The organism is Streptomyces sp. OR43 (assembly GCF_008042275.1).
GTDB lineage: Bacteria > Actinomycetota > Actinomycetes > Streptomycetales > Streptomycetaceae > Streptomyces.
Genome location: NZ_RDBK01000043.1, coordinates 4298036 through 4322514, shown reverse-complemented (window position 1 = coordinate 4322514; position 24479 = coordinate 4298036). Strand labels below are relative to the sequence as shown.

At 72.3% G+C, this 24479-nt stretch carries 23 protein-coding genes; 5 read left to right on the top strand and 18 right to left on the bottom strand.

Annotated features, from left to right (window positions below; all coding sequences use genetic code 11):
• Window position 1: 1 nt before the first annotated feature.
• Window positions 2-304, top strand: coding sequence for a putative quinol monooxygenase (locus EAO72_RS38535; RefSeq protein WP_148021637.1), 303 nt, complete (start codon window positions 2-4; stop codon window positions 302-304).
• Window positions 301-1440: a zinc-binding dehydrogenase gene (locus EAO72_RS38530; protein WP_148021636.1), complete on the top strand. Its 1140-nt coding sequence runs from the start codon at window positions 301-303 to the stop codon at window positions 1438-1440. The genes EAO72_RS38535 and EAO72_RS38530 overlap by 4 nt, the downstream gene beginning before the upstream one ends.
• A gap of 43 nt (window positions 1441-1483) precedes the next feature.
• Here the strand turns inward: EAO72_RS38530 and EAO72_RS38525 are convergent, their stop codons facing one another.
• The 5 genes from EAO72_RS38525 to EAO72_RS38505 all read right to left on the bottom strand — a co-directional run bounded on the left by EAO72_RS38525 (window position 1484) and on the right by EAO72_RS38505 (window position 5081).
• Window positions 1484-1858 carry an ArsR/SmtB family transcription factor gene (locus tag EAO72_RS38525; protein WP_148021635.1) on the bottom strand — a complete coding sequence of 125 codons (375 nt, stop codon included), beginning with the start codon at window positions 1856-1858 and terminating at the stop codon, window positions 1484-1486.
• Window positions 1859-2093: 235 nt separating this feature from the next.
• Window positions 2094-2450: a zinc ribbon domain-containing protein YjdM gene (locus EAO72_RS38520; protein ID WP_315986332.1), complete on the bottom strand. Its 357-nt coding sequence runs from the start codon at window positions 2448-2450 to the stop codon at window positions 2094-2096.
• Between the two features lie 57 nt (window positions 2451-2507).
• Window positions 2508-2879 (bottom strand): ATP-binding protein, encoded by a 372-nt coding sequence (locus EAO72_RS38515; RefSeq protein WP_261991845.1) that lies wholly within the window; start codon window positions 2877-2879, stop codon window positions 2508-2510.
• Between the two features lie 142 nt (window positions 2880-3021).
• The gene (locus EAO72_RS38510) at window positions 3022-4731 is read right to left on the bottom strand and encodes a SulP family inorganic anion transporter (RefSeq protein WP_187285429.1); all 1710 of its coding nucleotides are present in this window, start codon (window positions 4729-4731) and stop codon (window positions 3022-3024) included.
• A gap of 8 nt (window positions 4732-4739) precedes the next feature.
• Window positions 4740-5081, bottom strand: a complete 342-nt coding sequence (locus tag EAO72_RS38505) for an ArsR/SmtB family transcription factor (RefSeq protein ID WP_148022279.1) — start codon at window positions 5079-5081, stop codon at window positions 4740-4742.
• 325 nt (window positions 5082-5406) lie between these two features.
• Here EAO72_RS38505 and EAO72_RS38500 point away from each other — a divergent pair, with 325 nt between their 5' ends.
• The 3 genes from EAO72_RS38500 to EAO72_RS38490 all read left to right on the top strand — a co-directional run bounded on the left by EAO72_RS38500 (window position 5407) and on the right by EAO72_RS38490 (window position 8079).
• Window positions 5407-5616, top strand: coding sequence for a hypothetical protein (locus EAO72_RS38500; RefSeq protein ID WP_148021631.1), 210 nt, complete (start codon window positions 5407-5409; stop codon window positions 5614-5616).
• Window positions 5613-6653 carry a hypothetical protein gene (locus EAO72_RS38495; RefSeq protein ID WP_148021630.1) on the top strand — a complete coding sequence of 347 codons (1041 nt, stop codon included), beginning with the start codon at window positions 5613-5615 and terminating at the stop codon, window positions 6651-6653. The genes EAO72_RS38500 and EAO72_RS38495 overlap by 4 nt, the downstream gene beginning before the upstream one ends.
• 166 nt (window positions 6654-6819) lie before the next feature.
• The gene (locus EAO72_RS38490; protein ID WP_410090534.1) at window positions 6820-8079 is read left to right on the top strand and encodes an MFS transporter; all 1260 of its coding nucleotides are present in this window, start codon (window positions 6820-6822) and stop codon (window positions 8077-8079) included.
• Here EAO72_RS38490 and EAO72_RS38485 read toward each other — a convergent pair.
• From EAO72_RS38485 to EAO72_RS38425, 13 genes are all read right to left on the bottom strand, one after another.
• Window positions 8066-8809, bottom strand: a complete 744-nt coding sequence (locus tag EAO72_RS38485; RefSeq protein ID WP_148021628.1) for an SDR family NAD(P)-dependent oxidoreductase — start codon at window positions 8807-8809, stop codon at window positions 8066-8068. The genes EAO72_RS38490 and EAO72_RS38485 overlap by 14 nt on opposite strands.
• A gap of 90 nt (window positions 8810-8899) precedes the next feature.
• The gene (locus tag EAO72_RS38480; RefSeq protein ID WP_148021627.1) at window positions 8900-9616 is read right to left on the bottom strand and encodes an urease accessory protein UreD; all 717 of its coding nucleotides are present in this window, start codon (window positions 9614-9616) and stop codon (window positions 8900-8902) included.
• Window positions 9613-10338 (bottom strand): urease accessory protein UreG, encoded by a 726-nt coding sequence (gene ureG / locus EAO72_RS38475; RefSeq protein WP_410090559.1) that lies wholly within the window; start codon window positions 10336-10338, stop codon window positions 9613-9615. The genes EAO72_RS38480 and ureG overlap by 4 nt, the downstream gene beginning before the upstream one ends.
• Window positions 10339-10345: 7 nt before the next feature.
• The gene (locus tag EAO72_RS38470; protein ID WP_148021626.1) at window positions 10346-11011 is read right to left on the bottom strand and encodes an urease accessory protein UreF; all 666 of its coding nucleotides are present in this window, start codon (window positions 11009-11011) and stop codon (window positions 10346-10348) included.
• The gene (locus EAO72_RS38465) at window positions 11011-12714 is read right to left on the bottom strand and encodes an urease subunit alpha (protein ID WP_148021625.1); all 1704 of its coding nucleotides are present in this window, start codon (window positions 12712-12714) and stop codon (window positions 11011-11013) included. Before EAO72_RS38465 ends, EAO72_RS38470 begins: the two co-directional genes overlap by 1 nt.
• A gap of 1 nt (window position 12715) precedes the next feature.
• Complete coding sequence (locus EAO72_RS38460; protein ID WP_148021624.1) at window positions 12716-13045, bottom strand: urease subunit beta; 330 nt, start codon at window positions 13043-13045, stop codon at window positions 12716-12718.
• Window positions 13042-13344: an urease subunit gamma gene (locus EAO72_RS38455; RefSeq protein ID WP_148021623.1), complete on the bottom strand. Its 303-nt coding sequence runs from the start codon at window positions 13342-13344 to the stop codon at window positions 13042-13044. Before EAO72_RS38455 ends, EAO72_RS38460 begins: the two co-directional genes overlap by 4 nt.
• Window positions 13345-13587: 243 nt before the next feature.
• Complete coding sequence (locus EAO72_RS38450) at window positions 13588-17340, bottom strand: S8 family serine peptidase (protein ID WP_148021622.1); 3753 nt, start codon at window positions 17338-17340, stop codon at window positions 13588-13590.
• Between the two features lie 106 nt (window positions 17341-17446).
• On the bottom strand, window positions 17447-18598 hold the full coding sequence (locus tag EAO72_RS38445; RefSeq protein ID WP_148021621.1) for an XdhC family protein: 1152 nt from the start codon (window positions 18596-18598) through the stop codon (window positions 17447-17449).
• A gap of 35 nt (window positions 18599-18633) precedes the next feature.
• Window positions 18634-20091: an NCS2 family permease gene (locus EAO72_RS38440; RefSeq protein WP_148021620.1), complete on the bottom strand. Its 1458-nt coding sequence runs from the start codon at window positions 20089-20091 to the stop codon at window positions 18634-18636.
• A gap of 257 nt (window positions 20092-20348) precedes the next feature.
• Window positions 20349-22733, bottom strand: coding sequence for a xanthine dehydrogenase family protein molybdopterin-binding subunit (locus EAO72_RS38435; RefSeq protein ID WP_148021619.1), 2385 nt, complete (start codon window positions 22731-22733; stop codon window positions 20349-20351).
• 3 nt (window positions 22734-22736) lie between these two features.
• On the bottom strand, window positions 22737-23330 hold the full coding sequence (locus EAO72_RS38430; protein WP_148021618.1) for a (2Fe-2S)-binding protein: 594 nt from the start codon (window positions 23328-23330) through the stop codon (window positions 22737-22739).
• A gap of 2 nt (window positions 23331-23332) precedes the next feature.
• The gene (locus tag EAO72_RS38425) at window positions 23333-24223 is read right to left on the bottom strand and encodes an FAD binding domain-containing protein (RefSeq protein ID WP_148021617.1); all 891 of its coding nucleotides are present in this window, start codon (window positions 24221-24223) and stop codon (window positions 23333-23335) included.
• Between the last annotated feature and the right edge of the window lie 256 nt (window positions 24224-24479).

The following is a 24479-nucleotide window of genomic DNA, read 5'->3' as shown; positions in this document are numbered from 1 at the left end:
CGTGACCTACGTAGTCGTCGCCCGTTACCGCACAAAGCCCGGCGAGCAGGACACCGTCCTCCCGCTCCTCGACACCATGGCCGCCGCCTCCCGCGAGGAGCCCGGCAACCTCGGCTACCGGGTCCATCAGGGGACCGAGGACCCGCGGGCGATCGTGCTCTACGAGGAGTACGCGACCGAGGCCGACTTCACCGCGCACTGCGCGACGCCGCACTTCCAGGAGATCGTGCTCGGGAAGGTCGTCCCGCTCCTGGAGAGCCGCGACGTCCTGCGCTGCGCGCCCCGGGACGGGGTGACCGCGTGAAGACCCGCGCGGTGGTGCTGCGCGGGATATCGACGGACCGGCCCTACACGCGGACCCGTCCGGTCGAGGTGGAGGAGCTGGACCTCGGGGCCCCGCGCGAGGGCGAGGTCCTGGTCCGGGTCGCCGCCGCCTCCCTGTGCCACTCGGACCTCTCGGTCGTCAACGGCGACCGCGTCCGGCCGCTGCCCATGGCCCTGGGCCACGAGGCGGTCGGGGTGGTCGAGGAGACCGGGCCCGGCGTCCACCGGATCGTTCCCGGTGACCATGTGGCCCTGGTCTTCGTGCCGAGCTGCGGCTTCTGCGCCGACTGCGCGGCGGGTCGCCCCGCCCTGTGCGCGCAGGCCGCCGCGGCGAACGGCTCCGGCGCCCTGCTGCACGGCCCCTCCCTGCTGACGGACGCCGCCGGCGCCACGGTCCACCACCAACTGGGCGTCTCGGCGTTCTCCTCGTACGCGGTGGTGGCCCAGGAGTCCGTGGTGCCGATCCCCCGCGACATCCCGTTCACCGTGGCCTCGATGTTCGGCTGCGCGGTCCTGACGGGCGCCGGCGCGGTCATCAACACGGCCGCCTTGCGCCCCGGCCAGTCGGCCGTGGTCTACGGTCTGGGCGGCGTGGGCCTGTCGGCCGTGCTCGGGGCACGGGCGGCCGGCGCGTACCCGATCGTCGCCGTCGACCCGGTCCCGGAGAAGCGCGCGCTGGCCCTGCGGCTGGGCGCGACCCACACGTACGCCCCCGACGAGGCGCTCGTGGCGATCCGTGAACTGACGTCCGGCGGGGCGGAGGTGGCGGTGGAGGCCGTGGGCAGCCCGAAGGTCATGGCCGAGTGCCTGGCGGCGGTGGCCCGCGGTGGCAAGGTCGTCTCGGTGGGCCTGCCCGCCCCGGACCGGGTGCTGGAGGTCCCGGCCCTGGCCTTCGCGGGCGAGGGCAAGTCGCTGCTGGGCTCGTACATGGGTGACGCGGTCCCGCGCCGCGACATCCCCCGGTTCCTGGACCTGTGGCGGGCGGGGCTGATGCCGGTGGAGGAGATGCACACCGGCACCCTCGTGCTGGACGAGGTCAACCACGCGATGGAGGAGCTGGCTTCGGGCCGGGCGATCCGTCAGGTGCTCGACACCTCGGGGCTGCTGGGGGTGTGAGACGAGGGTCCCGGCCGCCCTTCACCGAGGCCCCGGCCGCCCTTCACCGAGGGGCCGGCCCGCGCCGCCGGGGCCCGGTGCCGGGGTCGGGGTCGGCGGCCTGGAGGTCGGCCAGCAGTTCGGCCTGGCCCGTCAGCACGCCGGACAGGATGGTGCGCGCCACCCGCAGCAACTCCGCCGTCTGCGGGTTGGTCAGCGAGTAGTACACGGCGGAGCCCTCACGACGGGGGACGACCAGGTTGGCCCGGCGCAGGACGGCCAGTTGCTGGGAGAGGTGCGCCGCTTCGACGCCGATCTCGGACAGCATCTCGGAGACGGCGTGCTCGCGTCGGCTGAGGAGTTCCAGCACGCGGATGCGCACCGGGTGGCCGAGGGTCTTGAAGAACTCCGCCTTGAGCTGGTACAGCGGCGCGCTCACCGGCCGGACCCCGCCCCGGCCCGGTCCGCCGGCCGGCCGGGGGTCCGGCCGGCCGCTGACGGGCGAGTACCGCGCACCGCATCCACCTCAGAACACTTCACCATGGGACCATCATCGCGCCCTCACACCGAGGCCGTGACCTCGGGACCGCCGGGAACGGCCGTGCCGGGTGCCGCCCGTCGGGGCGCGGCGGCGAAGCGGCGCCCGTCCCGCCGCCGCGTGCCGGGAGGCCCGGTCAGGCCTTCCTGACCACGGCGGACTTGAGCTGCATGGCGCCGAAGCCTTCGATTCTGCAGTCGATGTCGTGGCCGTCCACACCGTCCACCAGGCGGATGTTGCGTACCTTGGTGCCGGCCTTGATTCCGCCCGGGCTTCCCTTGACCTTCAGCGTCCTGGTCACCGTCACCGTGTCGCCGTCGGCGAGCACGTTCCCGACCGCGTCCCTGACGAGTCCGTCGTCCGCGGTGCCGGCCGCGGGTCCGGCCGAGGCGGGCGACCACTCATGACCGCATTCGGGACAGACCAGCAGCGCGCCCATCTCGTAGGTGTACACGCCGGAGCACTCGGGGCACGGCGGCAGCGTCTCGGTCACATCGCTCATGGTGGTTCCTTCTCTGATCGTTCTTGTGCGGGGATCGGTGGCTGTCGTTCACAGCGGGAGGGTGATCCAGATGCTCTTGCCCTGGCCGTCCGCGTCGCCCCGGACGACTGCGGTGCCACCGAGGCCGAGGGTGAGTTCCATGACGGTGCCCAGCCCGCCGCCGCGCGTACGGGTGGTCGCCGCGAGGAGCGGAGGCCGGCAGGGGTGCCGGTCGTGCACGGCGAACGCGAACGTGTCCGGACCGGCCGCGTAGATGACGGTGACGTTCGGGGACAGCGCGGCGGCGTGCCGGACGCTGTTGGTGACCAGCTCGGACAGGATCAGCAGCGCCGGATCGACCGTGGGGTGATGCCGGCTGACGCCCCACTCGGTCAGGACCTGTTCGGTGGTCTCGCGGGCGATCCGCACGGCGGAGCCCATCGCGGGCAGCGTCAGTACATGCCGCAACGGGAGACCCTGGAGTCGGCTGCTCACCGGGCGGCCCCGGCGTGGGCCGGGCGCGACGCCGCGGCGGTCTGCGGGCGGATGCGTACCGGGATGTCGTACGGCCGGCGCGTGGGCATCAGGAGGCCTCTTCGGTGACGAGTGCGGTGGCGGGCACGGCGGGCAGGAGCCCGGCCTGACGCAGATGGGCGCGGGCCCCGGCGATCGCCTCCGGTGTGGTGGCGTACTCGCGCCCGTCCCGGCGCAGCAGGTCCAGCGCGCCGACCGAGGCGAGGGCGCGGCGCTGGCCGGGACGGATGCCCGAGGTCAGTACGGCGATGCCGCGCCGGTCCAGCTTCTCCACGGCGTCCTTGAGGACCAGGGCCCCGGTGGCGTCCATCGTCGAGATCCGTGACATGCGCAGGATCACCACGCGGACGTCGGCGACCTCGGAGAGCTCCAGGAGGAAGCGATGGGCACCCGCGAAGAACACCGGTCCGTCGATGCGGTAGGCGACGACGTGCTCGGCCGGCAGCGCGTGCTCCTCGTCGCTGTGCTGGCCCGGCACATCGGCCGTGAAGTCGACCTGGTCCATCCGGGCGTGCTGGGCGACCGCCCTCAGCGCGAGGGCGCCCGCGACGAGCAGGCCGATGACGACCGCGTGGACGAGGTCGAGGACGAGGGTGGCCACGGCCGTCAGGACCAGCACGACCGCGTCCGAACGGGTCGCCCTGACCATGGCCCGGAGCGCGCCGATCTCCACCATGCGGATCGCGGTGGCCAGCAGCACCCCGGCGAGCGCGGCCAGGGGAATTCTGGAGACGAGCGGGGCGGCGGCGAACACGATCACCGCGAGGACGGCGGCGTGGGTCAGGGAGGCGAGGCGGGAGCCGGCACCGCTGCGGACGTTGACGGCGGTACGGGCGATCGCCGCGGTGGCGGGCACACCGCCGAACAGCGGGGCGGCCAGGTTCGCGACGCCCTGCCCGAAGAGCTCCTTGTCCGGGTCGTGCTTCTGGCCCACCGTCATGCCGTCGGCGACCGTGGCCGACAGCAGCGACTCCAGCGCGGCGAGCGCGGCGACCGCCACGGCCGGGCCGAGCAGCGAGCCCAGTGCGGACAGGTCGAGGAAGGCGAGCGACGGCGCGGGCAGCCCGGACGGCAGGTCGCCGATCGGGGCCGCGTCCAGGTGGAAGATCTGGGCGGCCAGCGTCGCGGCGACGACGCCGACGATCGAGAACGGGACGGCGGGCCGCCACCGGGCACCGAGCAGCATCACGGCCGCCACCGCGAGGGCCAGCGCCGTCGCGGTCCAGTCCGGTGTCCGTACGAACGCCTCGACGGCCCTCCACGCCACCACCAGGACCTTGTCGCCCTCGGGTTGGGGCACCCCGAGGGCGTTCGGGACCTGCTGCAATCCGATCACGCACGCGATGCCGAGGGTGAAGCCCTCCACCACGGGCGCCGGGATGTAGCGCATGGAGCGGCCGGCCTTCAGGAGGGCCAGCGTGATCAGCAGCACGCCGGCCATCAGCCCGACGGTCAGCACGCCGCCCGGCCCGTACTCCGCGACGATCGGCACCAGCACCACCGTCATCGCGCCGGTCGGCCCGGACACCTGGAGGTGGGAGCCGCCGAAAAGCGCGGCGAGCGCACCGGCGACGACAGCGGTGGCCAGTCCCGCCTCGGCGCCCAGGCCGGAGGAGACCCCGAAGCCGAGCGCGAGCGGCAACGCCACGATCGCCACGGTGAGGCCGGCGAGCAGATCGCGCCGCGGGTCGCGGGCCATGACGGCGAAGTCCGCGCGGGCGGGCAGCAGTGACCGCACCCGGTGCCATGACCGGGCCATCAACAGGCTCACCGCGCCGGGACCTCGGCTTCCCGCAACTCCGCCAGCAGCTGGTTCTGCCCGGCCAGCATCTCGGTCAGGATCCGCCGCGCCGCACGCATCAGCTCCGCCACGTCGCCGCCCGCCAGCTCGTAGACCACCGTCGAGCCCTCCCGCGCGGAGGAGACGATGCCCGAACGGCGCAGCACCGCCAGTTGCTGGGACAGCGCCGAAGGCTCCACCCCGATCGCCGCCAGCAGGTCGCGGACCGGCATCCGGCCGTCCTGCAACAGCTCCAGAACCCGTATCCGCACGGGGTGCCCGAGCATCCGGAAGAACTCGGCCTTGGCCTGATACAGCGGAACCGGCACGGTCACGGACTCCCTTCGCCCTCGGCGCTGTGCCCGCGGATACCCGCCGGCGCAGCCACCACAGCATGTAGTGAATTGCCGAATTTCGCAATTCATAGATTCACTGTATGCGCTTGACCGAGCACGAGAGGGAGGCCCTTCCCGCGGACCGGAACGGACATCGGCCCCACGCCCGGCCATGCCCCACTCCCGGTCATGATCTGGAACGGGCCCCTCAGGACAGCCGGCCGGGCCGCCTGTCCTGAGGGGCCCGGACGCCTACCCTGGTCCGGCTTCCCCTGACCGCGGTACCCGCCGTGCGGCAGGACGACGAGGAGGGACGACGATGAGCCTCAGCGCGCTGATCGACGACGCCCAGGGCAGCGCACGCGCGGGATCCGCCGCCGCGACCGACGACCCGCGGGACATGGCGACGGCCTGCGGGGCCGCCGCCGGCCGGGCCGAAGCCGGACGGCGCGACCGGGTCGGGGCGACGGTCCTCGCCCACGGCCCCGGACCCGCCCGGCCGGACCGGTCCCGGGGAGTCCCGTCGTGAAGGTCGGGACCGCACGCGCCGCCGCGGTCCGCTGGGTGGCCGCCCACGCCCGTCCCGCCCCGGGCTACCGCGGGGCGTACTTCAGCGGGTCGACCGTCGGCCGGCCCGACGACGCCGAGCTGCCCGCCTCGTCCGACGTCGACGTCGTGGTCGTCACGGAGCAGGACGCGCCACCGGCCAAGCCCGGCAAACTCCGTTACGGGAACGCGCTGTTGGAGATCACCTACGTACCGTGGGCCGAGCTGCGCGACCCGGAGGCCGTGCTGGGCTCGTACCATCTGGCGGGCAGCTTCCGTACGGACACGGTCATCGACGATCCCACCGGCGGGCTGCGCGCCCTGTACGCGGCCGTCGCGCCCCGGTTCGCCGAGCGGAGCCAGGTACGCCGCCGGTGCCTGGACGCCAGGCGCCGCGTCGTGGGCCGCCTCGCCGCGTTCGACGCGTCCGCGCCCCTTCACGAACAGGTGCCGGCCTGGATGTTCCCCACCGGGGTCACCACCCACGTCCTGCTCGTCGCCGCACTGCGCAACCCCACCGTCCGGCTGCGCTACCGCGCCGCGCGCGACGTCCTCACCGCGTACGGACAGCCGGAGCTCTACCGGGAGCTGCTGGCGCTCCTCGGCTGCGCCGATGTCTCCGAGCGCGTGGTGCGCCGGCATGTGGACGAGCTGACCCGGACGTTCGACGCCACGGTCCCGGTGGCGCGCACCCCGTTCTTCTTCAGCAGCGACCTCACCGGGCAGGCGCGGCCCATCGCCGTCGACGGCAGCCTGGAGCTGATCGACCGCGGTGAGCACCGCGAGGCGGTGTTCTGGATCATCGCGACGCTGGCCCGCTGCCACGCGGTCCTGGCCGTGGACGCTCCCGCGCTGCACAGGGCGCGGCTGCCGGCGTTCGAGGCGGCCCTGGCCGGACTCACCGGGATCACCGGTACCGCCGATCTGCTGGAGCGGCGTTCGGCCGTCCTCGGGTTCCTGCCCCGGCTGGACGCGGCCACGGAGGCCGTACTGGCGGCCAATGAGGACATCACCGGCTAGGGAGCCCCTGCCGCCGCGTCGCGCGCTCTGCTAATTTGCCCGCATGCTCCTTCCTCGTGCGTAGGACCCCGCACTGACCGCACCCCTCGTCCCGGGTGCGGCACTCCGGTGTCCCCGCATGCCCGCGGCGCCGCGTCCTCGCGCCGCCTTCACGAGGAAAGTCATCGTGCTCGCTCCTTCCGCGCCCTCGCGCGCGCCTTCGTACGCCGCCGTGCTCCGCACCCCGCACGCCGCCCGCACCTTCGGGGCCGCGCTGCTGGGGCGGCTCTCGTACGGAATCGTCCCTCTCTCCCTCCTGCTCACGATCAAGGACGCCACCGGCTCGTACGCCGCGGCCGGCGGGGCGATGGCGGTGTTCGGGGCCGCGAGCGTCGCCCTCTCCCCCGCGCGTGCCGCGCTGATCGACCGGCACGGGCCGCGCCGGGTCCTGCCGCCGATGGCCGGGCTGTACGCCGCGCTGCTCACCGTGATCGCGCTGGCCGCCTGGCGGCCGGGGGTGCCGCCGCTCGTCCTGGGTGCCCTGGCCGTCGCCGCGGGGGCCTGCACGCCGCCGCTCGGGCCGGTGATGCGGACGCTGTGGAGCGCCCTCGTTCCCGACCGCGAGCTGCTGCAGCGCGCGTACAGCCTGGACGGCGTCGCCGAGGAACTGCTGTATGTGACAGGCCCGTTGCTGGTGGGGATCGTGGTGACGACCGCCGAACCGGCCGTCGGCGTCCTGGCCGGTGCGGTGCTCGTGTTCGTGGGGGCGTCGGCGCTGGTGTCGTCACCCGCGGTGTCCCGCGCCCGCACGGTGCGGCCCCCGACCGACGGGCCGGCCGCACCCCGGCTGCGCTTGCACGGCATCGTCGCGCTGCGCCACGCGGTCGTGGTGACGGCCGCCGTGGGCCTCTGCCTCGGAGCGCTCGATCTGCTGGTGGTGGCGTTCACCGAGCAGCTCCAGCGTCCGGCGGCGGTGTCCTGGGTGCTGGCGGCCCTCTCGGCCGGGAGCGCCGTCGGCGGCCTGGCCTACGGGGCGGTGCGGTGGAAGTCGGCGAGCGGGGTGCGGCTTCCGGTGGTGGCCGCCGCGCTGGGCGCGGCGCTGATGGTGGCCGGTGTGTCGCCGCATCTGTATGTGCTGGTCGCCGTCGTCGCGGTCGCCGGGCTGTTCGTCGCCCCGGCGCTCACGACCGCGTATCTGATCGCCGACGAGTCCGTGGACGCCGCCCGGCGCACCCAGGCGGGCGCCTGGGTGAACACCGCGTTCAACGCCGGTTCGTCGGGCGGTACGGCCGTGGTCGGCCTGCTCGTGGACCGGCTGCCGCTCTCCCTGTGCTTCGCACTGGCGGCGGCCCCGGCACTGGTGTGCGCGGGGGCGGTGGCGCGCGCCGGGGCCCGCCGCTCCCGGGTCGCGGAGGCGGCGGGCCCGGACGCGGTCAGCGGAGCTTGATCGCGCCGCCGTCGGCCATCAGGGTCTGGCCGGTGATGTAACGGGCGTCGTCGCTCGCCAGGAACGCGATGACGGGGGCGACGTCCGTGCGCGGGTCCCCGAAGCGGCCGAGCGGGACCTTGGCGGCGGAGAGGGCGTACTGCTCGGGGTTGGCCTCGGCCCAGGCGGCGACGCCCGCGGTCCTCGCCATCGGCGCGACGACGTTGACGCGGATCTGGTCGGCCGCCCACTCGTTGGCGACGACCCGGCTCAGTCCGCGGATCGCCTCCTTCGCGGCGGCGTACGAGGCCTGGTTCGGCTGGCCGTCGATGCCCGCGCCCGAGCCGAAGTTGATCACCGCGCCCCGGTTCTTGCGGAGCTCGGGGTACGCGGCGAGCATGAAGTTGCGGGTGGCGAAGAGCCCGGAGTCCAGGGCGAGCTTCCAGTCGTCCTCGGTCTGCTCGGTGAAGGGCCGTACGCGCGAGGCGCTGGCGTTGTTCACCAGGATGTCCAGGCCGCCGAAGCGCTCGACGGCGGTGGCCACCGCCAGGTCGGCGACCGCCCGGTCGGAGACGTCGCCCCGGAGGAACGTCACCGCGTCTCCGAGATCGGCGACGACGGCGTCCCCGGCCTCCTGCTGGAGGTCGACGACCACGACCCGGGCGCCCCGCTCGACGAAGAGCCGGGTGACGGCCTCGCCGATGCCCGAGGCTCCTCCGGTGACGACGGCGACCTTGTTCTCCAGTGTCATTGCGCTGTTCCTCCGACTCGATGGGTCGGGCGCGGCTCCGCACACCGCGACCGTTGATATGCACCATACAGCCCATATGCATGATGCATATCAAGGGTGCAGCCAGGACTCCCAGACCGCGCTCAGCTCCGCCTCGACGGCCGGGGCCCCCGTATCCAGCAGCCGCACCTGAGCACCCGGGCCCGCCAGGTCCGTCCGGTAGGGATGCGGCGGGCCCGCCGGGGTCGCGCCGAGTGCGGTGACGGCGCCGATGACCCGGTGGGGGCCGAGGACGCCGGGCAGTTCACGCAGGTCCGGATCGGTCAGGTCGAGGTCCTCGACGAGGAGCTCACGCCCCTCGTACGTCACCCGGGTGGTGGCCCGCAGACGGCCGCCGCGTTCGCCCGAGCGACCGAGGACCAGGGTGTCGCGCCACAGCATCCGGGCCCCGGCGGCGAGCCGGGCATCCATCGTACGGACAACGTCCGCCCCGTCCGAGACGACGAACGGCAGTCCGTTCCACAGGAGTTCACCACCCTCGGCGATGTCCACCCGGGCCTGCCAGCGGGAGCTGCCGCCCCGGTGGTCGTAGGCGACGAGACCGGCCGGTTCCACGAGCTCCAGACGCGCGCCCGGGCCGACCGAGATCCGCAGTCCGAGGTCGTCGCCCGCCAGCAGCCCCGCCCGAGTGCCGACCAGGGCGATCCGCATCCGGTCGGGGGCCGGCGCCAGAGGGCGGGGGGCGAGGAACGCGCCGGGCCGCAGCTCGCGCGCCAGGTGGCGGCCCGAGGCGTCGCGCTCGACGCCGACCACGACCGGTTCGTTCACGAGTGGCTGTGGGGCGCCATCGGGCCCGGGTCCGTGGGCACATGGCTGCCCGCACGGTGACGGGCGAGCAAGGACCTTACCCAGTCGGCGAGTTCGGCGACGGAGGCCGGGTCCTTCCGGGACAGGGCGAGCACGGGGAGTCCGCCGCGGGCCGCTTCGGCGTCGGCCACCATCGCGGCCACGTCCACCTCCACGTAGGGCGCGAGGTCGGTCTTGTTGATGATCAGGAGGTCGGCGCCGGTGATGCCGGGGCCGCCCTTGCGGGCGACGTCGCCGCCGCCGGCGACATCGATGGAGAACAGCTGCGCGTCGGCGAGGGCCGGGCTGAACGTGGCGGTGAGATTGTCGCCGCCGCTCTCGATGAGGACCAGGTCCAGGGGCCCGTACGCCTCCTCCAGGTCCTCGACGGCGTCCAGGTTGGCGCTGACGTCGTCGCGGATCGCGGTGTGCGGGCAGGCGCCGGTCTCGACCGCCCGGATCCGTTCGGTGGGCAGGACGCCCGCCGAGCGCAGGAAGCGGGCGTCCTCGTCGGTGTAGATGTCGTTGGTGACGACCGCCATGGACAGTTCACCGGCGAGCTCGCGGCACAGGGTGGCCAGGATCGAGCTCTTCCCGGTACCGACGGGACCCGCGACTCCCAGGCGCAGCGCGCGCGGCTGGTTGAGCGGCTCGTGGAAGTGGGGGTTCGGCTGCGGGGCGGGGGTGGTGTGGCTGTCGGGCAGGGCGTTGTCAGGCAAGGAAGAGTCTCCGTTCGCGTCGTGCGTGTTCGAGCGCCCACTGTTCGGTGAGCGGGGCCGTACGGGCCGGCAGTCGGTCCGGGCCCGTGACGGCGAGGGCGGCGGTCACCGCCCGTGCCGCGTCGGGTGCGGCGGCGAGGATCCAGGCGACCGAGTCGAGCGGGTCGCCCGGCAGGAGTTTCAGCGCGGCCGAGGCGATGGTCTGGAGCTCGTCGTAGACGACGGCGTGCGCCAGTTCCTCCTCGGAGACCTCCAGTACGGCTCCGAGTGCGCCGAGCGCGACCGGGCGCAGCGGCCGGGGCCGCAGTCCGGCCAGCGCGGTGACCGCCGGGTGGTCCGGCGCCAGCCGCCGGGCCAGCCGGTGCACACCCCGGCCGAGCGCCGCCGACGCCTCGCGCTGGGGCGCGGCCGGGGTCCGTGCGGTCAGGGCGTGCTGTACGGGTCCGTAGTCGGCCGGGTCCTGGCCGGCGGCCCGCAGCGCGAGGACGGCGGCGGCCGCCTCGGTGACGGCGGTGGTGTGCAGCCGGGCCCGGAGCAGTGCGGGGATCCGGTCGCGGGTGAGGCCGGCGGCGACGGCGGGTTCGAGTCCCGCGCTGTAGGTGTACGCGCCGACCGGGAGCCGTCCGTCGCCGAGCAGGAGAGAGGCGAGCGAGGCCATCAGAACATGGAGTACCGCTGGGTGAGCGGCAGTTCGGTGGCGGGCGAAGGCTCGACGAGCTCTCCGTCGATCCGGATGGCGAAGGTCTCCGGATCGACCTCGATGACCGGGAGCGCGGTGTTGTTCGGCAGATCGGCCTTGGTGAGGTGCCGGGTCGGGCGCACGGCGACCAGTTCGCGTACGAGACCGAGCCGTTCGGCGAGCCCGTCGTCCAGGGCGGCCGGGGAGACGAAGGCGACCGAGAGGTGAGGGGCCGCTCCGGCGGCGGCTGTCGGGCGCAGCAGCACGGGCTGGGTGGTGGGGATCGCGGCGTTGGCGTCGCCGAGGGGCGCGTACACGACCATGCCGCCCTTGATGACGGCGGCGGGGCGGATGCCGAAGAACGCGGGGTCCCAGAGCACCAGGTCGGCGAGCTTGCCCGGTTCGACGGAGCCGATGACGTGGTCGATGCCATGGGCGACGGCGGGGCAGATGGTGTACTTGGCGACGTAGCGGCGGGCGCGTTCGTTGTCGGCGGGCAGGGCGCTGCCGCGGTCCCCGAAGCGCTGCTTCATGACGTGGGCGACCTGCCAGGTCCGGCAGATGACCTCGCCGATGCGGCCCATGGCCTGGGCGTCGGACGAGGTGATGGAGAGGGCGCCGATGTCGTGGAGGATGTCCTCGGCCGCGATGGTGGTGGCGCGGATGCGGGACTCGGCGAAGGCGAGGTCCTCGGGGACCCGCGGGTTGAGGTGGTGGCAGACCATCAGCATGTCGAGGTGTTCGTCGACGGTGTTGACGGTGTGCGGGAGCGTCGGGTTGGTGGACGCCGGGAGGATGTGGGGGTGGGAGGCCACGGTGATGATGTCGGGTGCGTGGCCGCCGCCCGCGCCCTCGGCGTGGAAGACGTGGATGGAGCGGCCCGCGATGGCGTCGAGGGTTCCCTCTACGTAGCCGGCCTCGTTGAGGCTGTCACCGTGCAGGGCGACCTGGAGGCCGTAGGTGTCGGCCGCCTTCAGGGCGGCGTCGATGGCGGCGGGGGTCGCGCCCCAGTCCTCGTGGACCTTGTAGCCGCCCGCGCCGCCGAGGGCCGCCTCGCGCAGGGCCTCCTCGCCGACGGTGGAGCCCTTGCCGAACAGCATCACGTTGAGCGGGACGTTCTCCAGGGACCGGAACATCATCGCGAGGTTCCATGCGCCGGGCGTGACCGTGGTGGCCTTGGATCCTTCGGTGGCTCCGGTGCCGCCGCCGATGACGGTCGTGGTGCCGGTGGCCAGGGCCTCGTGGAGGGTCTCCGGCATCAGGAAGTGGACGTGGGTGTCGACGGCCCCGGCGGTGAGGATGCGGCCCTCGCCGGAGACGACGTCGGTGCCGGGCCCGATGACGAGGTCCGGGTGGACCCCGTCGGCGATGTCGGGGTTGCCGGAGCGGCCGAGGGCGACGATGCGCCCGGCCCGGATGCCGACGTCCGCCTTGACGACGCCCCAGTGGTCGAGGACCACGGCATTGGTGATGACCAGGTCGAGGGCACCGTCGGCGCGCGAGGTGGTCGCCTGGGCCATGGATTCGCGGATCGACTTGCCACCGCCGAAGACGGCCTCCTCGCCGCCGAAGCAGCGGTCCTCCTCGACCTCGATCCAGAGGTCGGTGTCGGCGAGCCGGATGCGGTCGCCGGTGGTGGGTCCGTAGAGCGACGCGTAGGCGGCGCGGGTCAGTTGTGCCATGTCACACGGCCTCCTCTGCCGCGACGTCCGTCCGGGGTGCGACGGACACGACGATGCCGGGCACCGTCCCGTGTCCGCCGAGCGCGACGAGCGTGATCTCCGCGCCGACGCCGGGCTCGAAGCGCAGCGACGTACCGGAGGGAATATCGAGCCGGAATCCCCTCGTCGACCACCGGTCGAAGGAAAGCGCGGGATTGACGTCGAAGAAATGAAAATGGGATCCGACCTGAATGGGACGGTCCCCGTCGTTCACCACGGTCAGCTGAATTTTCGGACGGTCGGAATTGATGTGCAGTACGCCGGATCCGGTCCGGATCTCGCCGGGGATCACGGGATCGGCGAGGTGATCGTGACAAGCTTGCGCCCATCCGGGAAGGTCGCCTCGACCTGGACGTCGTGCAGCATCTCCGGAACACCTTCGAGCACGTCAGCACGGGTGAGCACGGAACGTCCCGCCGTCATGAGGTCGGCGACGCGAGCCCCTTCCCGGGCCCGCTCCATCGCCCAGCAGGCGAGCAGCGCGACAGCCTCGGGGTAGTTGAGGCGAACGCCCCGCTCCCGCCGGTCACGCGCGACCATTCCGGCCACACTCAGCAGCAATTTCTCCGTGTCGGACGGAGTCAGAAACATGGGAAACCTCCATGGCGGCAGTCCCCCGGAATTCCCGGAATCGCCTCGGCCACCCTCCTCTTATAAGCCTCCGGGTGGAACCGTGGCAACTTGCACCGCACCGCAAAAAGTCCCTTTCTGGCGTTATCGCCTGCCATATACGGGCAAAGCAGACAAATTTTGGTCACCCGGAGGGCAATGAGAAGGCGGCCGCACACCCTGCGAACGGGGTGCGCGGCCGCCTCAAGCGGAGCTCTCAGCAGCTCACTTCAGGCCGAAGGCCCGGATGATCTCCTGGTCCACCGCGAGACCGTCGCCGGCCTCGGCGTGCGCCTTGAGCGAGACGGCGGTGGCGCCCTGCTTCGGGGTCTTGAACCGGGCGGTCCAGGAACCGGCCCCGTCCTTCTTCAGCTGCACCGCGCTCCAGGTCTTCCCGTCGTCGTAGCTGACCGACAGCGAGGCCTTCGTCGCCTTCACGGCGCCCTTCAGCCACTCCTGCGTGGTGGACGACAGCCCGATCTCGGTCCACTTCCCGGCTCTCACGTCGCCGGCCAGGTCGGTCGCGACGTCGTAGTCCAGCTGAAGCATCGGGATGTCGACCTGGTACGGGCCCTCGGGGTCGAGTGCGCCCGAGACGAACGACCACTCCGAGTGCGTGCGGACGGAGGTCTTCCAGACGTCCGCGTCGCGCGTGGCGTCGAGCACCAGCCGGTAGGGCAGCTCCTCGGCGGCCAGGTTCCCGACGTAGCCGGCGCGGCCCGGGGACTCGTCGAGCAGCTTGTCGCCCTGGTACACCGCGACCGTCCCGGTGTCGTACTCCTTGTCCGGCATGGAGCCGGAGTGACCGGCGCCCCCGTCCGTCCACGGCGTGATGTTGTACTGGATGTCGCCCCACTGCGAGCGGAACGGGCCCCAGAATCCGGTACCCAGACGCGGCCGGGTGATCGGCGCGAACCAGTCGGCGGGGTAGGTACGGCCCGCCGTGTAGTCCAGATCGGCGCTGCGCTCCTCCAGTGAGGTGTCCGTACCGGTCTCGTTGTACACCGCGTGGTCCTCGTACCAGAACGAGTCGCCCGGCAGCGGGTTGACCCATTCCGTGCGGGTGGCGGGGTACTTCTCGTACTCGGCGAAGCCGATGCCGAATCCGTAGTCCGGGATGTCGTAGCGGTAGCCGCCGCCGACGACGTCCCGGTGGCCGTAGAAGGTGTTCTCGACCTTCGCCAGCTGACGGGTGGCCGGGGCGAACGCCAGCGAGCGGTCCGGGATCGTACCGTCGTGGCGGTCGACCAGGTCGTACACGTAGCTCGCGTACTTGTGCTGGTCGACGGTCAGCGGCCTGCCCCGCTGGGCGGCCTTCACGAGGCCCTCTCCCGCCAGGCGCCGGACGGAGGCGACCGGGATGGGCAGCGTGGTGCCGTAGTCGGCGTAGGACTCCATCAGCACGCCGTCGCCGCTGTTGACGACGAACAGGGCCTCGGCGCCCGCGGCGATCGCGGCGGCTGCCCGGTCGGCGGGGGCCACCGTGTCGCTGCTGTGGATCACGACGGCCTTGCCCCTGGCGTCGAGGCCCGCGTAGTCGGCGTGGGCGCCGTTGCCGGCGAACACACTGCCGAACCGCTCCTTGCTGTCCTCGGCGACGGGCGAACCGCCCTGCACCGCCACGGGAACGTCATGGCCGTCGGCCGTCAGGTCGATCAGCTTCTCGCCCTGCCGCCAGCGGGTGAGGAAGGAGAAACTGCCCTGGGTGACCTTCTTCGTGGGGCTCGCCCACAACTGGTCGTACGTCAGCGGGATCTGGTACGCGTCGCGCTGGACGGTGCCGTCCGGTGCGGTGCGGGCCATGTCGTAGCGCAGCTGACGGGTCTCCGTCTCCTGCGGCGTCCGCACGGCGACCTTGTGGGCCTCGGAGGCGTCGAGGGTGACGGTGGTGGGCTTGTCGAGGATGATCTCGGGGGCCGCCAGGAAGGCCAGGGCCTGCGAGTCGGCGGTGTCGCCCTTGATGTCGGCGGCGGACCAGGCGGTGTAGTTGCCCGGGGGCATCCGCAGCGTGGTCGTCCCGGACACCTGGACGGGGGTCAGGTTCGGGTCGCCGAGCGCGGCGAGGACGACGACTCCGTCCATCGGCTTGCCCGCGCGGTCACGCAGCTCCAGCGTGAGGTCGTAGAGCTCCTGCTCCTTGTTGAGCGCGAACCCGGTGTGCGCGACGGCCGTGCCGGAGGCGTCCTTCGCGATCACCTGGCCGGAGAAGGTGGTGTTGTTCGCGACCTTCGACGGGTCCAGCGAGAGGACGGCCTCGGCGGTCGAACCGGCCGGGACCGTCAGCTGCTTCACGGACAGCGTGTACGCGTCCGCCGCGCTGTCCGTCGCCAGGTCGAGCGTGACGTCCTCCGTGCCGCTGTTGCGGTACGTGATCGTCCGCTCGGCGACCGGGTCCGAGGCGCTGTGCGGCCAGGCGTACGTCGCGACCTCGACGGAACCGGTGGCCTCGATCGTCGTGTCGATCGCGGCCTTCACATCGAGCCGCCCGGTGCCCTGCTCGTACGGGGTGTAGGCGGGCAGCACCTTGGACGAGGTCATCAGCGCTTCCTTGATGCGCTGACCGGACCAGTCGGGGTGCCGCTCCTTCAGGATCGCCGCGGCGCCCGCGACGTGCGGGGTCGCCATCGACGTACCGGACATCGACTGGTACATGCCCTCCACGCCCGGGACGGACTGCGAGGCGGCCGCGTTGATGTCGACGCCCGGGGCGGAGAGGTCCGGCTTGAGGCCGTAGGAGCGCACCAGGGGGCCCATGGACGAGAAGTCCGCCCGGCCGTCCTGCTTGTCGACGGCGGCGATGGTGAGCGCCTTCTCGGCGGAGCCGGGCGATCCGATGGTGCCCGCTCCGTACGCGTTGCCCGCGGCGATCACGTACAGCGGACCGCCGTCGGCCGAGAGGGAGTTGACGGCCTGGGCCATCGGGTCGTTGCCGTCGTCCGGGATCGGGGAGCCGAGGCTCATGGAGACGACGTCGGCGCCCTGCGCCTTCGCCCACTCCATCCCCTCGATGATGCCGGAGTCGGCACCCTCACCGCCGTCGCTCAGCACCTTGCCGACGAGCAGACCGGCCTGCGGGGCGACGCCCTTGTTGACGCCGTCGGAGGCGGCGCCGGAACCGGCGATGGTGGAGGCGACATGCGTGCCGTGGCCGTTCTTGTCGTCGACCTCCTCGCCCGGGACGAAGCTCCGGGTCTCCAGGACGCGGTCCTTGACGTCCGGGTGGCCGGCGTCGATGCCGGTGTCCAGGACGGCGACCTTGATGCCCTTGCCGTCGTACCCCTCGGCCCAGGCCTGCGGGGCGTTGATCTGCGGGACGGAGTCCTTGAGCGCGGCCTCGACGCGGCCGTCGAGCCAGAGCTTCGCGATGCCGTTGTCCAGCGAACGGGCCGTGGAGGTCCGCGCGATGTCGTCCCAGAAGGCACGCGCGGTGTCCTTGGTGGCCTTCAGCGCCGCGCCGTGGATGGACTCCAGCGCCCGAACCGCCTTGCTGCCGCGCGGGGCGGCGGGCAGCGAGCGGGCCTTGCTCGCCGGATACGTGGCGATCAGCGGGATGCCGCCGGTCTTCGCGTCGTCGTAGCCCATCTTCGCGAGGGCGGTGACGTTGAAGAGGCGGCGGTCCAGCTTGCCGGCGGCGATCAGGCTGCCGGCCTCGTCGGGCAGGACGTAGAGGTCGTCCCCGGCCTGCTGGACGTGGACCCCGCCGACCGCGCCGTCGGGGCGGTCCACGGTGACGGTGTCCTGCTTGCCCGCGCCGTCGGCGTAGTGGACGACGTCACCGGTGATCAGCGTGATGTCGTACGTGTGGACCGGGGCGTTGCGGCCGGTGGGCTGGGCGGTCCCGGTCGCTGCGGAGGCGGCACCCGTGACGGGCAGCAGCGCGCCGCTCACGAGGGCGACGGAGGTCGCTATGAGGAGGGCTCGGCGCCGCGCGCGAGCGGGTCTCGCCCGGCCGGTGGCGGTGGAGGGTGTGGATGTCATGCAGCTGATCTACCGGTTGACGCACCCGTTCGTCATCGGCCATCACTGGCGGAAAGCCGCCGCGGCGGAGAACCGCCGTCGCGGGGAGGGCTCCGGCGAGCCGGTTTCAGGCCGCGGAGGCGATGCGCCCGGCCGCTGCCGGGGTGGCGCGGCGATGGATCGGGGTGTGGGCGCCGGTCAGCGGGACGCCGCTGCCGCCGCGGCGGCAGGCGACTATCTCGGCGGCGATCGACAGGGCCGTCTCCTCGGGCGTACGGGCACCGAGGTCGAGGCCGATCGGCGAGTGCAGCCGGGCGAGTTCCCGTTCGGTGACGCCGACCTCGCGCAGCCGGTCGTTGCGCTCCAGATGGGTGCGGCGCGAGCCCATCGCGCCGACGTACGCGACCGGCAGCTTCAGGGCCGCCTCCAGGAGCGGGACGTCGAACTTGGCATCGTGCGTCAGGACGCACAGAACGGTACGGGCGTCCACGCCGGTGGTGGCCAGATAGCGGTGCGGCCAGTCGACGACCAGTTCGTCGGCGTCCGGGAACCGGGCCTTCGTGGCGAAGACGGGGCGGGCGTCGCACACCGTGACGTGGTAGCCGAGGAACTTCCCCGCCCGCACCAGCGCGGCGGCGAAGTCGATGGCCCCGAACACGATCATCCGGGGTGGCGGGACGCTGGATTCGACGAGCAGGGTCAGCGGCTGTCCGCACTGCGAGCCGTCCGCGCCGATGGTGAGGGTGCCGGTGCGCCCGGCGTCCAGCATGGCCCTGGTCTCGGCGGCCGCGGTGCGGTCCAGTGCCGGGTGTCCGCCGAGCCCGCCCTCGTGCCCGCCGTCGGGGTGGACCAGCAGGGGCCGGCCGAGGAGTTCGGCCGGTCCCTCGGTGATCCGGGCCAGCGCCGCCGCCCGCCCGCGCGAGGCGGCGGCGAGCGCGGCGGCGAGCACCGGGCGGGCGGGGTCGTCCGCCCGGACCGGGGTCACCAGGATGTCGATGACGCCCCCGCAGGTCAGTCCGGCCGCGAAGGCGGTCTCGTCGCTGTAGCCGAACCGCTCCCGTACGGTCGTGCCGTCGTCGAGGGCCTGTTGGCACAGTTCGTACACCGCGCCCTCCACACACCCGCCGGAGACCGATCCGATCGCCGTACCGTCACGGTCGACGGCCAGTGCCGCACCCGGCTGGCGGGGCGCGCTGCCGCCGACGGCGACGACGGTGGCGACGGCGAAGTCGCGTCCCTGCACGGCCCACCGGTCGAGTTCCTCGGCGATGTCCAGCATCTCGGTCTCCTTGGCGGATGTGTGGAGCGGCGGCGTCAGCTGACGCCGAGCCAGCTCTCGATCGGGTTCAGGGCGAAGTAGATGACGAAGATCACCGTCAGCCCCCACATGAAGGCGCCGACCTCACGCGCCCGGCCCTGGGCCGCCTTGATGGCGACGTAGCTGATGACGCCCGCGGCGACACCGGTGGTGATGGTGTACGTGAACGGCATCAGGACCACGGTCAGGAAGACCGGGATGGCGACGGAGCGGTCGCTCCAGTCCACGTGCCGGGCGTTCTGCATCATCATGGCGCCGATGACGACCAGGGCGGCGGACGCCACCTCGGCGGGCACGATCGCCGTGAGCGGGGTGAAGAAGAGGCAGGCGGCGAAGAAGAGTCCGGTGACGACGGAGGCGAGCCCGGTCCGGGCGCCCTCCCCGACCCCGGTCGCCGACTCGACGAAGACCGTCTGGCCGGAGCCGCCGGCGACGCCGCCGATCGCCCCGCCCGCGCCGTCGATGAACAGCGCCTTGGACAGGCCCGGCATCCGGCCCTTGTCGTCGGCGAGCTCGGCCTCCGTGCCGACCCCGATGATGGTGGCCATCGCGTCGAAGAATCCGGCCAGCACCAGGGTGAAGACGATGAATCCGACGGTCATCGCGCCGACGTCGCCCCAGCCGCCGAACTCGACGTCGCCGAAGAGCGAGAAGTCGGGTGAGGAGACCGCGGAGCCCTTGAGCTCGGGCGGGCCGCTGCTCCAGATCTTCGGGTCGACGTCCGCGACCTTGTTGATCACGACGGCGACGACCGTGCCGACCACGATGCCGATGAGGATCGCGCCGGGGATGTTGCGGGCCTGCAGCATGAAGATCAGCAGCAGGGTCACCGCGAAGACGAGGACGGGCCAGCCGGCGAGTTCACCGGCGGGGCCGAGGGTGACCGGCGTGGCGGTGCCCTTCCCCACGAAGCCGGCCTTGTAGAGGCCGATCAGGGCGATGAACAGGCCGATGCCCATGGTGATGCCGTGCTTCAGCGGGAGCGGGATCGCGTTCATGATCAGCTCACGCAGACCGGTGACCACCAGGAGGCAGATCACCAGGCCGTACATCACGCACATGCCCATGGCCTGCGGCCAGGTCATCTCCGGCGCGACCTGCGAGGACAGGACACCGGAGACGCTGAGTCCCGCGGCGAGCGCGAGGGGGACCTTGCCGACGAAGCCCATCAGCAGGGTGGTCGCCGCGGCCGCGAGCGCGGTCGCGGTGATCAGGCCGGGCTGGCTGAGGAGGTTGCCGTCGACGTCCTTGCCGCCGAGGATCAGCGGGTTGAGCAGCAGGATGTACGCCATGGCCATGAAGGTCGTGACGCCACCGCGCACTTCGGTGGCCACGGTCGATCCGCGTTCGGATATGTGGAAGTACCGGTCGAGCCACGATCTGCCCGCGGGGACGCGCGAGCCTGGGCCCGCGTCCTCCGCACCGGTCTTCGGTTCCACTGACTGCTGGGTCATGATGCCTGACTCCCAAGGTTCACAGGGGCACCCGCGATGGTGAGTGGAGATGCGGGATTTGGGATGAATGCTCTGGCTGCACGACCCGGGGGACGGCCCGAGACGAACTGGTTCATGCATGAGGAACGAGAACTGCGTACATCAGGTCAAGGGCCGCTAGTGGTGCGGGACTTGGGGTCTCCGGGCGGTGCGGGCGAAGGAGGTGTGACGTTCCCTGGTGGCCACGCACCGCCCGGAGAGCGGAGGGGGAGCTCCGGTCAGGTGCCGGTGAGGTGCTCCGGGCGGACCGGGGTCCGGTTGAGCTCCAGCCCGGTCGCGTTCCGGATCGCCGCGAGGACGGCCGGGGTCGACGACAGGGTGGGGGCCTCGCCGATGCCACGGAGCCCGTACGGGGCGTGGTCGTCGGCGAGTTCGAGCACATCGACCGGAATGGTCGGGGTGTCGAGGATCGTGGGCAGGAGGTAGTCCGTGAAGGACGGGTTGCGCACCTTCGCGGTCTTCGGGTCGACGATGATCTCCTCCATGACGGCGATGCCCATGCCCTGGAGGGTGCCGCCCTGGATCTGGCCGAGGACGGAGAGCGGGTTGAGCGCCTTGCCGACGTCCTGGGCGCAGGCCAGTTCGATGACCTTGACCAGGCCGAGCTCGGTGTCGACCTCGACGACCGCGCGGTGCGCGGCGAAGGAGTACTGGACGTGGCCGTTGCCCTGTCCGGTCCGCAGGTCGAAGGCCTCGGTGGGCCGGTGGCGCCACTCCAGCTCGACGTCGACCGCCTCGTCCTCCAGCACGTCGGCCAGGTCGGCGAGCACCTCGCCGCCGTCGGTGACGACCTTGCCGCCCTCCAGGAGGAGTTCGGCGGTGGCCCAGGCCGGGTGGTACGTCCCGAACTTGCGGCGGCCGATCTCCAGGACCTGTTCCCGGACGGCCTCGCAGGAGTTCTTGACCGCGCCGCCGGTGACGTACGTCTGCCGGGAGGCGGAGGTCGAACCCGCCGAGCCGACACGGGTGTCGGCCGGGTGGATGGTGACCTGGGAGACGCCGAGTTCGGTACGCGCGATCTGGGCGTGCACGGTGACGCCGCCCTGTCCGACCTCCGCCATGGCGGTGTGCACGGTCGCGACGGGTTCGCCGCCGATGACCTCCATGCGCACCCGGGCCGTGGAGTAGTCGTCGAAGCCCTCGGAGAAGCCGACGTTCTTCAGGCCGACCGCGTAGCCGATCCCGCGCACGACGCCTTCGCCGTGCGTGGTGTTGGAGAGTCCACCCGGCAGTGCCCGCACGTCGGGGTGCTCGCCGGCGCTCTCCCACTGGCGCTCGGGCGGCAGCGGCCTGGCCTTGACCCGGCGCAGCAGTTCGGCGACCGGGGCGGGCGAGTCGACCACCTGGCCGGTCGGCAGCGCGGTGCCCTGCTCCATGGCGTTGAGCTGCCGGAACTCGACCGGGTCCATGCCGAGTTCGGCGGCGACCTTGTCCATCTGAGCCTCGTAGGCGAAGCAGGCCTGGACCGCGCCGAAGCCGCGCATCGCGCCGCACGGCGGGTTGTTGGTGTAGAGCGCGACCGCCTCGATGTCGACGTCGTCGATGACGTACGGGCCCACCGCGAGCGAGGAGGCGTTGCCGACCACGGCCGGGGAGGCGGAGGCGTAGGCGCCGCCGTCGAGCACGATGCGGCACTTCATGTGCGTGAGCTTGCCGTCACGGGTGGCGCCGTGCTCGTACCAGAGCTTGGCGGGGTGACGGTGGACGTGGCCGAAGAAGGACTCGAAGCGGTTGTAGACGATCTTGACGGGCTTGCCGGTACGCAGCGCCAGCAGGCAGGCGTGGATCTGCATCGACAGGTCCTCGCGGCCGCCGAAGGCGCCGCCGACGCCGGAGAGCGTCATGCGGACCTTGTCCTCGGGCAGACCGAGGACGGGGGCGATCTGGCGGAGGTCGGAGTGCAGCCACTGGGTGGCGACGTACAGGTCGACGCCGCCGTCCTCGCCCGGCACGGCGAGGCCGGACTCGGGGCCGAGGAAGGCCTGGTCCTGCATGCCGAAGACGTACTCGCCGCTGACCACCACGTCGGCGCGGGCTTTCGCGGCCTCGGCGTCGCCGCGGACGATCGGCTGGCGGTGGACGATGTTGGGGTGCGGTACGTGCCCGATGTGGTGGTCGTCGCGGTCCTCGTGGATGAGGGGCGCGCCGGGCGCGGTCGCGGAGGCCTCGTCGGTGACGACCGGCAGCTCGCGGTAGTCGATCCTGATCTTCGCGGCGGCGCGGCGGGCCGTCTCCGGGTGGTCGGCGGCCACGAGGGCCACCGGCTCGCCGTGGTGGCGGACCCGGCCGTGGGCCAGGACGGGGGTGTCCTGGATCTCCAGGCCGTAGTTCTTCACCGCGGTCGGCAGGTCGTCGTAGGTGAGGACGGCGTAGACGCCGGAGGTCGCGAGGGCCTCGGAGGTGTCGATCGAGACGATCTCGGCGTGCGCGACGGTGGAGCGCAGGGTGTGGCCCCAGAGCATGTCCTCGTGCCACATGTCCGAGGAGTACGCGAACTCGCCGGTGACCTTCAGGATCCCGTCGGGGCGCAGCGTGGACTCGCCGATGCCGCCCTTGGTGCGGGTGCCCTGGTTGATGCTGTTGGGGGAACCGGTAACGCCCATCGTCTAGACCGTCTCTTCCGCGCGGGCGGCCGCGAGGCGGACCGCGTCGAGGATCTTCTCGTAGCCGGTGCAGCGGCAGAGGTTGCCGGAGAGCGCCTCGCGGATGTCCGCGTCGGACGGTTCCGGGTTGCGCTCCAGCAGCTCGTCGGCGGCGACCAGCAGGCCGGGGGTGCAGAAGCCGCACTGGACGGCTCCGGCGTCGATGAACGCCTGCTGGATCGGCGAGAGCTCCCCGGTGTCGCGGGTCTCCTCGCCGGTCGGCTTGGCCTTCCACCGCTGCGCCTGGTCGACCGTGGTGCCGCAGGCGCCCGACGCGCAGCCGGTGCCGGGGTGGGCCTCGGAACGGTGGGCGGCGAAGTCGGCGAGACCTTCGACGGTGACGACCTCGCGGCCCTCGACCTGGCCGGCGGCGACCAGACAGGAGCAGACCGGGACGCCGTCGAGGCGGACCGTGCAGGAGCCGCACTCGCCCTGCTCGCAGGCGTTCTTGGAGCCGGGCAGGCCCATCCGCTCACGCAGGACGTACAGGAGGGACTCGCCCTCCCAGACGTCGTCGGCCTCGTGACGGCGGCCGTTGACCGTGAAATTGACGCGCATGATCAGGCGGCTCCTTCGGTGCTGCGGCCGTTGCCGCGGTACGACTCCCAGGTCCAGCCGAGGGTCCGGCGGGCCATGATCCCGACCGCGTGCCGGCGGTAGCTCGCGGTGCCGCGCACGTCGTCGATCGGGTTGCAGGCGCCCGCGGCGAGCGTGGCGAACTGCTTGGCGACGGAGGGCGTGATGATGGTCCGGCTGTCCCAGAACCCGCCCTCCTCCAGCGCGGCGTTCAGGAAGTCCTCCGCCTCCTTCGCCCGTACGGGTGTCGGGGCGGCGGATCCGATGCCGGTGCGGACCGTGCGGGTCTCGGGGTGCAGGGCCAGGCCGAAGGCGCAGACGGCGATGACCATCGCGTTGCGGGTGCCGACCTTGGAGTACTGCTGCGGCCCGTCGGCCTTCTTGATGTGCACGGCCCGGATCAGCTCGTCCGGCTCCAGGGCGTTGCGCTTGACGCCGGTGTAGAAGTCGTCGATGGGGATCAGCCGGGTTCCGCGGACGGACTCGGCCTCCACCTCGGCGCCCGCGGCGAGCAGGGCCGGGTGAGCGTCGCCGGCGGGCGACGCGGTGCCGAGGTTGCCGCCGACGCCGCCGCGGTTGCGGATCTGCGGCGAGGCGACGGTGTGCGAGGCGAGCGCCAGTCCGGGCAGTTCGGACCGCAGGTGCTCCATGATGGCGCTGTACGGGACCGAGGCGCCGAGCCGTACGTTCTCCTGGCCCACCTCCCACTCGGACAGCTCACCGATGCGGTTCAGGTCCAGGAGGTACTCGGGCCGCCGGTGGTCGAAGTTGATCTCGACCATCACATCGGTGCCGCCCGCGATGGGTACAGCCGTCGGGTGCTCGGCCTTGGCGGCGAGCGCCTCCTCCCAGCTGGCGGGGCGAAGGAAGTCCATGAGTGGCTCTCTTCTTCTCAATCGGGTTGTTCGCTGGGGCTGGAGACGGCCGGCCCTCGACTTGTTCATGTCTTGTTCACGCGGTGTGTGACTCAGTACACAAGCCCTGCTCCACCTGGTGCAGTCACCGAAACCATGAAGGAGTTGGCTGGTCTCCTCGCTCGTCTTGTAGATTCGAACGAATGGCGGGGATCGGTGACCTCACCGCAATACCCAGTTTTCACCCGCACCAACGAAAGAGAACGGCGGCGACGAG

Coding starts and splice junctions, on each gene's coding strand:
- EAO72_RS38515 (WP_261991845.1), bottom strand. CDS start 2,879: ATGGGCTCCGCCGTGCGGATCGCCCGCGAGACCACCGAACAGGTCCTG.
- EAO72_RS38510 (WP_187285429.1), bottom strand. CDS start 4,731: ATGGCCCGGTCATGGCACCGGGTGCGGTCACTGCTGCCCGCCCGCGCG.
- EAO72_RS38500 (WP_148021631.1), top strand. CDS start 5,407: ATGAGCCTCAGCGCGCTGATCGACGACGCCCAGGGCAGCGCACGCGCG.
- EAO72_RS38485 (WP_148021628.1), bottom strand. CDS start 8,809: ATGACACTGGAGAACAAGGTCGCCGTCGTCACCGGAGGAGCCTCGGGC.
- EAO72_RS38470 (WP_148021626.1), bottom strand. CDS start 11,011: ATGGCCTCGCTCGCCTCTCTCCTGCTCGGCGACGGACGGCTCCCGGTC.
- EAO72_RS38465 (WP_148021625.1), bottom strand. CDS start 12,714: ATGGCACAACTGACCCGCGCCGCCTACGCGTCGCTCTACGGACCCACC.
- EAO72_RS38455 (WP_148021623.1), bottom strand. CDS start 13,344: ATGTTTCTGACTCCGTCCGACACGGAGAAATTGCTGCTGAGTGTGGCC.
- EAO72_RS38450 (WP_148021622.1), bottom strand. CDS start 17,340: ATGACATCCACACCCTCCACCGCCACCGGCCGGGCGAGACCCGCTCGC.
- EAO72_RS38445 (WP_148021621.1), bottom strand. CDS start 18,598: ATGCTGGACATCGCCGAGGAACTCGACCGGTGGGCCGTGCAGGGACGC.
- EAO72_RS38440 (WP_148021620.1), bottom strand. CDS start 20,091: ATGACCCAGCAGTCAGTGGAACCGAAGACCGGTGCGGAGGACGCGGGC.
- EAO72_RS38435 (WP_148021619.1), bottom strand. CDS start 22,733: ATGGGCGTTACCGGTTCCCCCAACAGCATCAACCAGGGCACCCGCACC.
- EAO72_RS38430 (WP_148021618.1), bottom strand. CDS start 23,330: ATGCGCGTCAATTTCACGGTCAACGGCCGCCGTCACGAGGCCGACGAC.
- EAO72_RS38425 (WP_148021617.1), bottom strand. CDS start 24,223: ATGGACTTCCTTCGCCCCGCCAGCTGGGAGGAGGCGCTCGCCGCCAAG.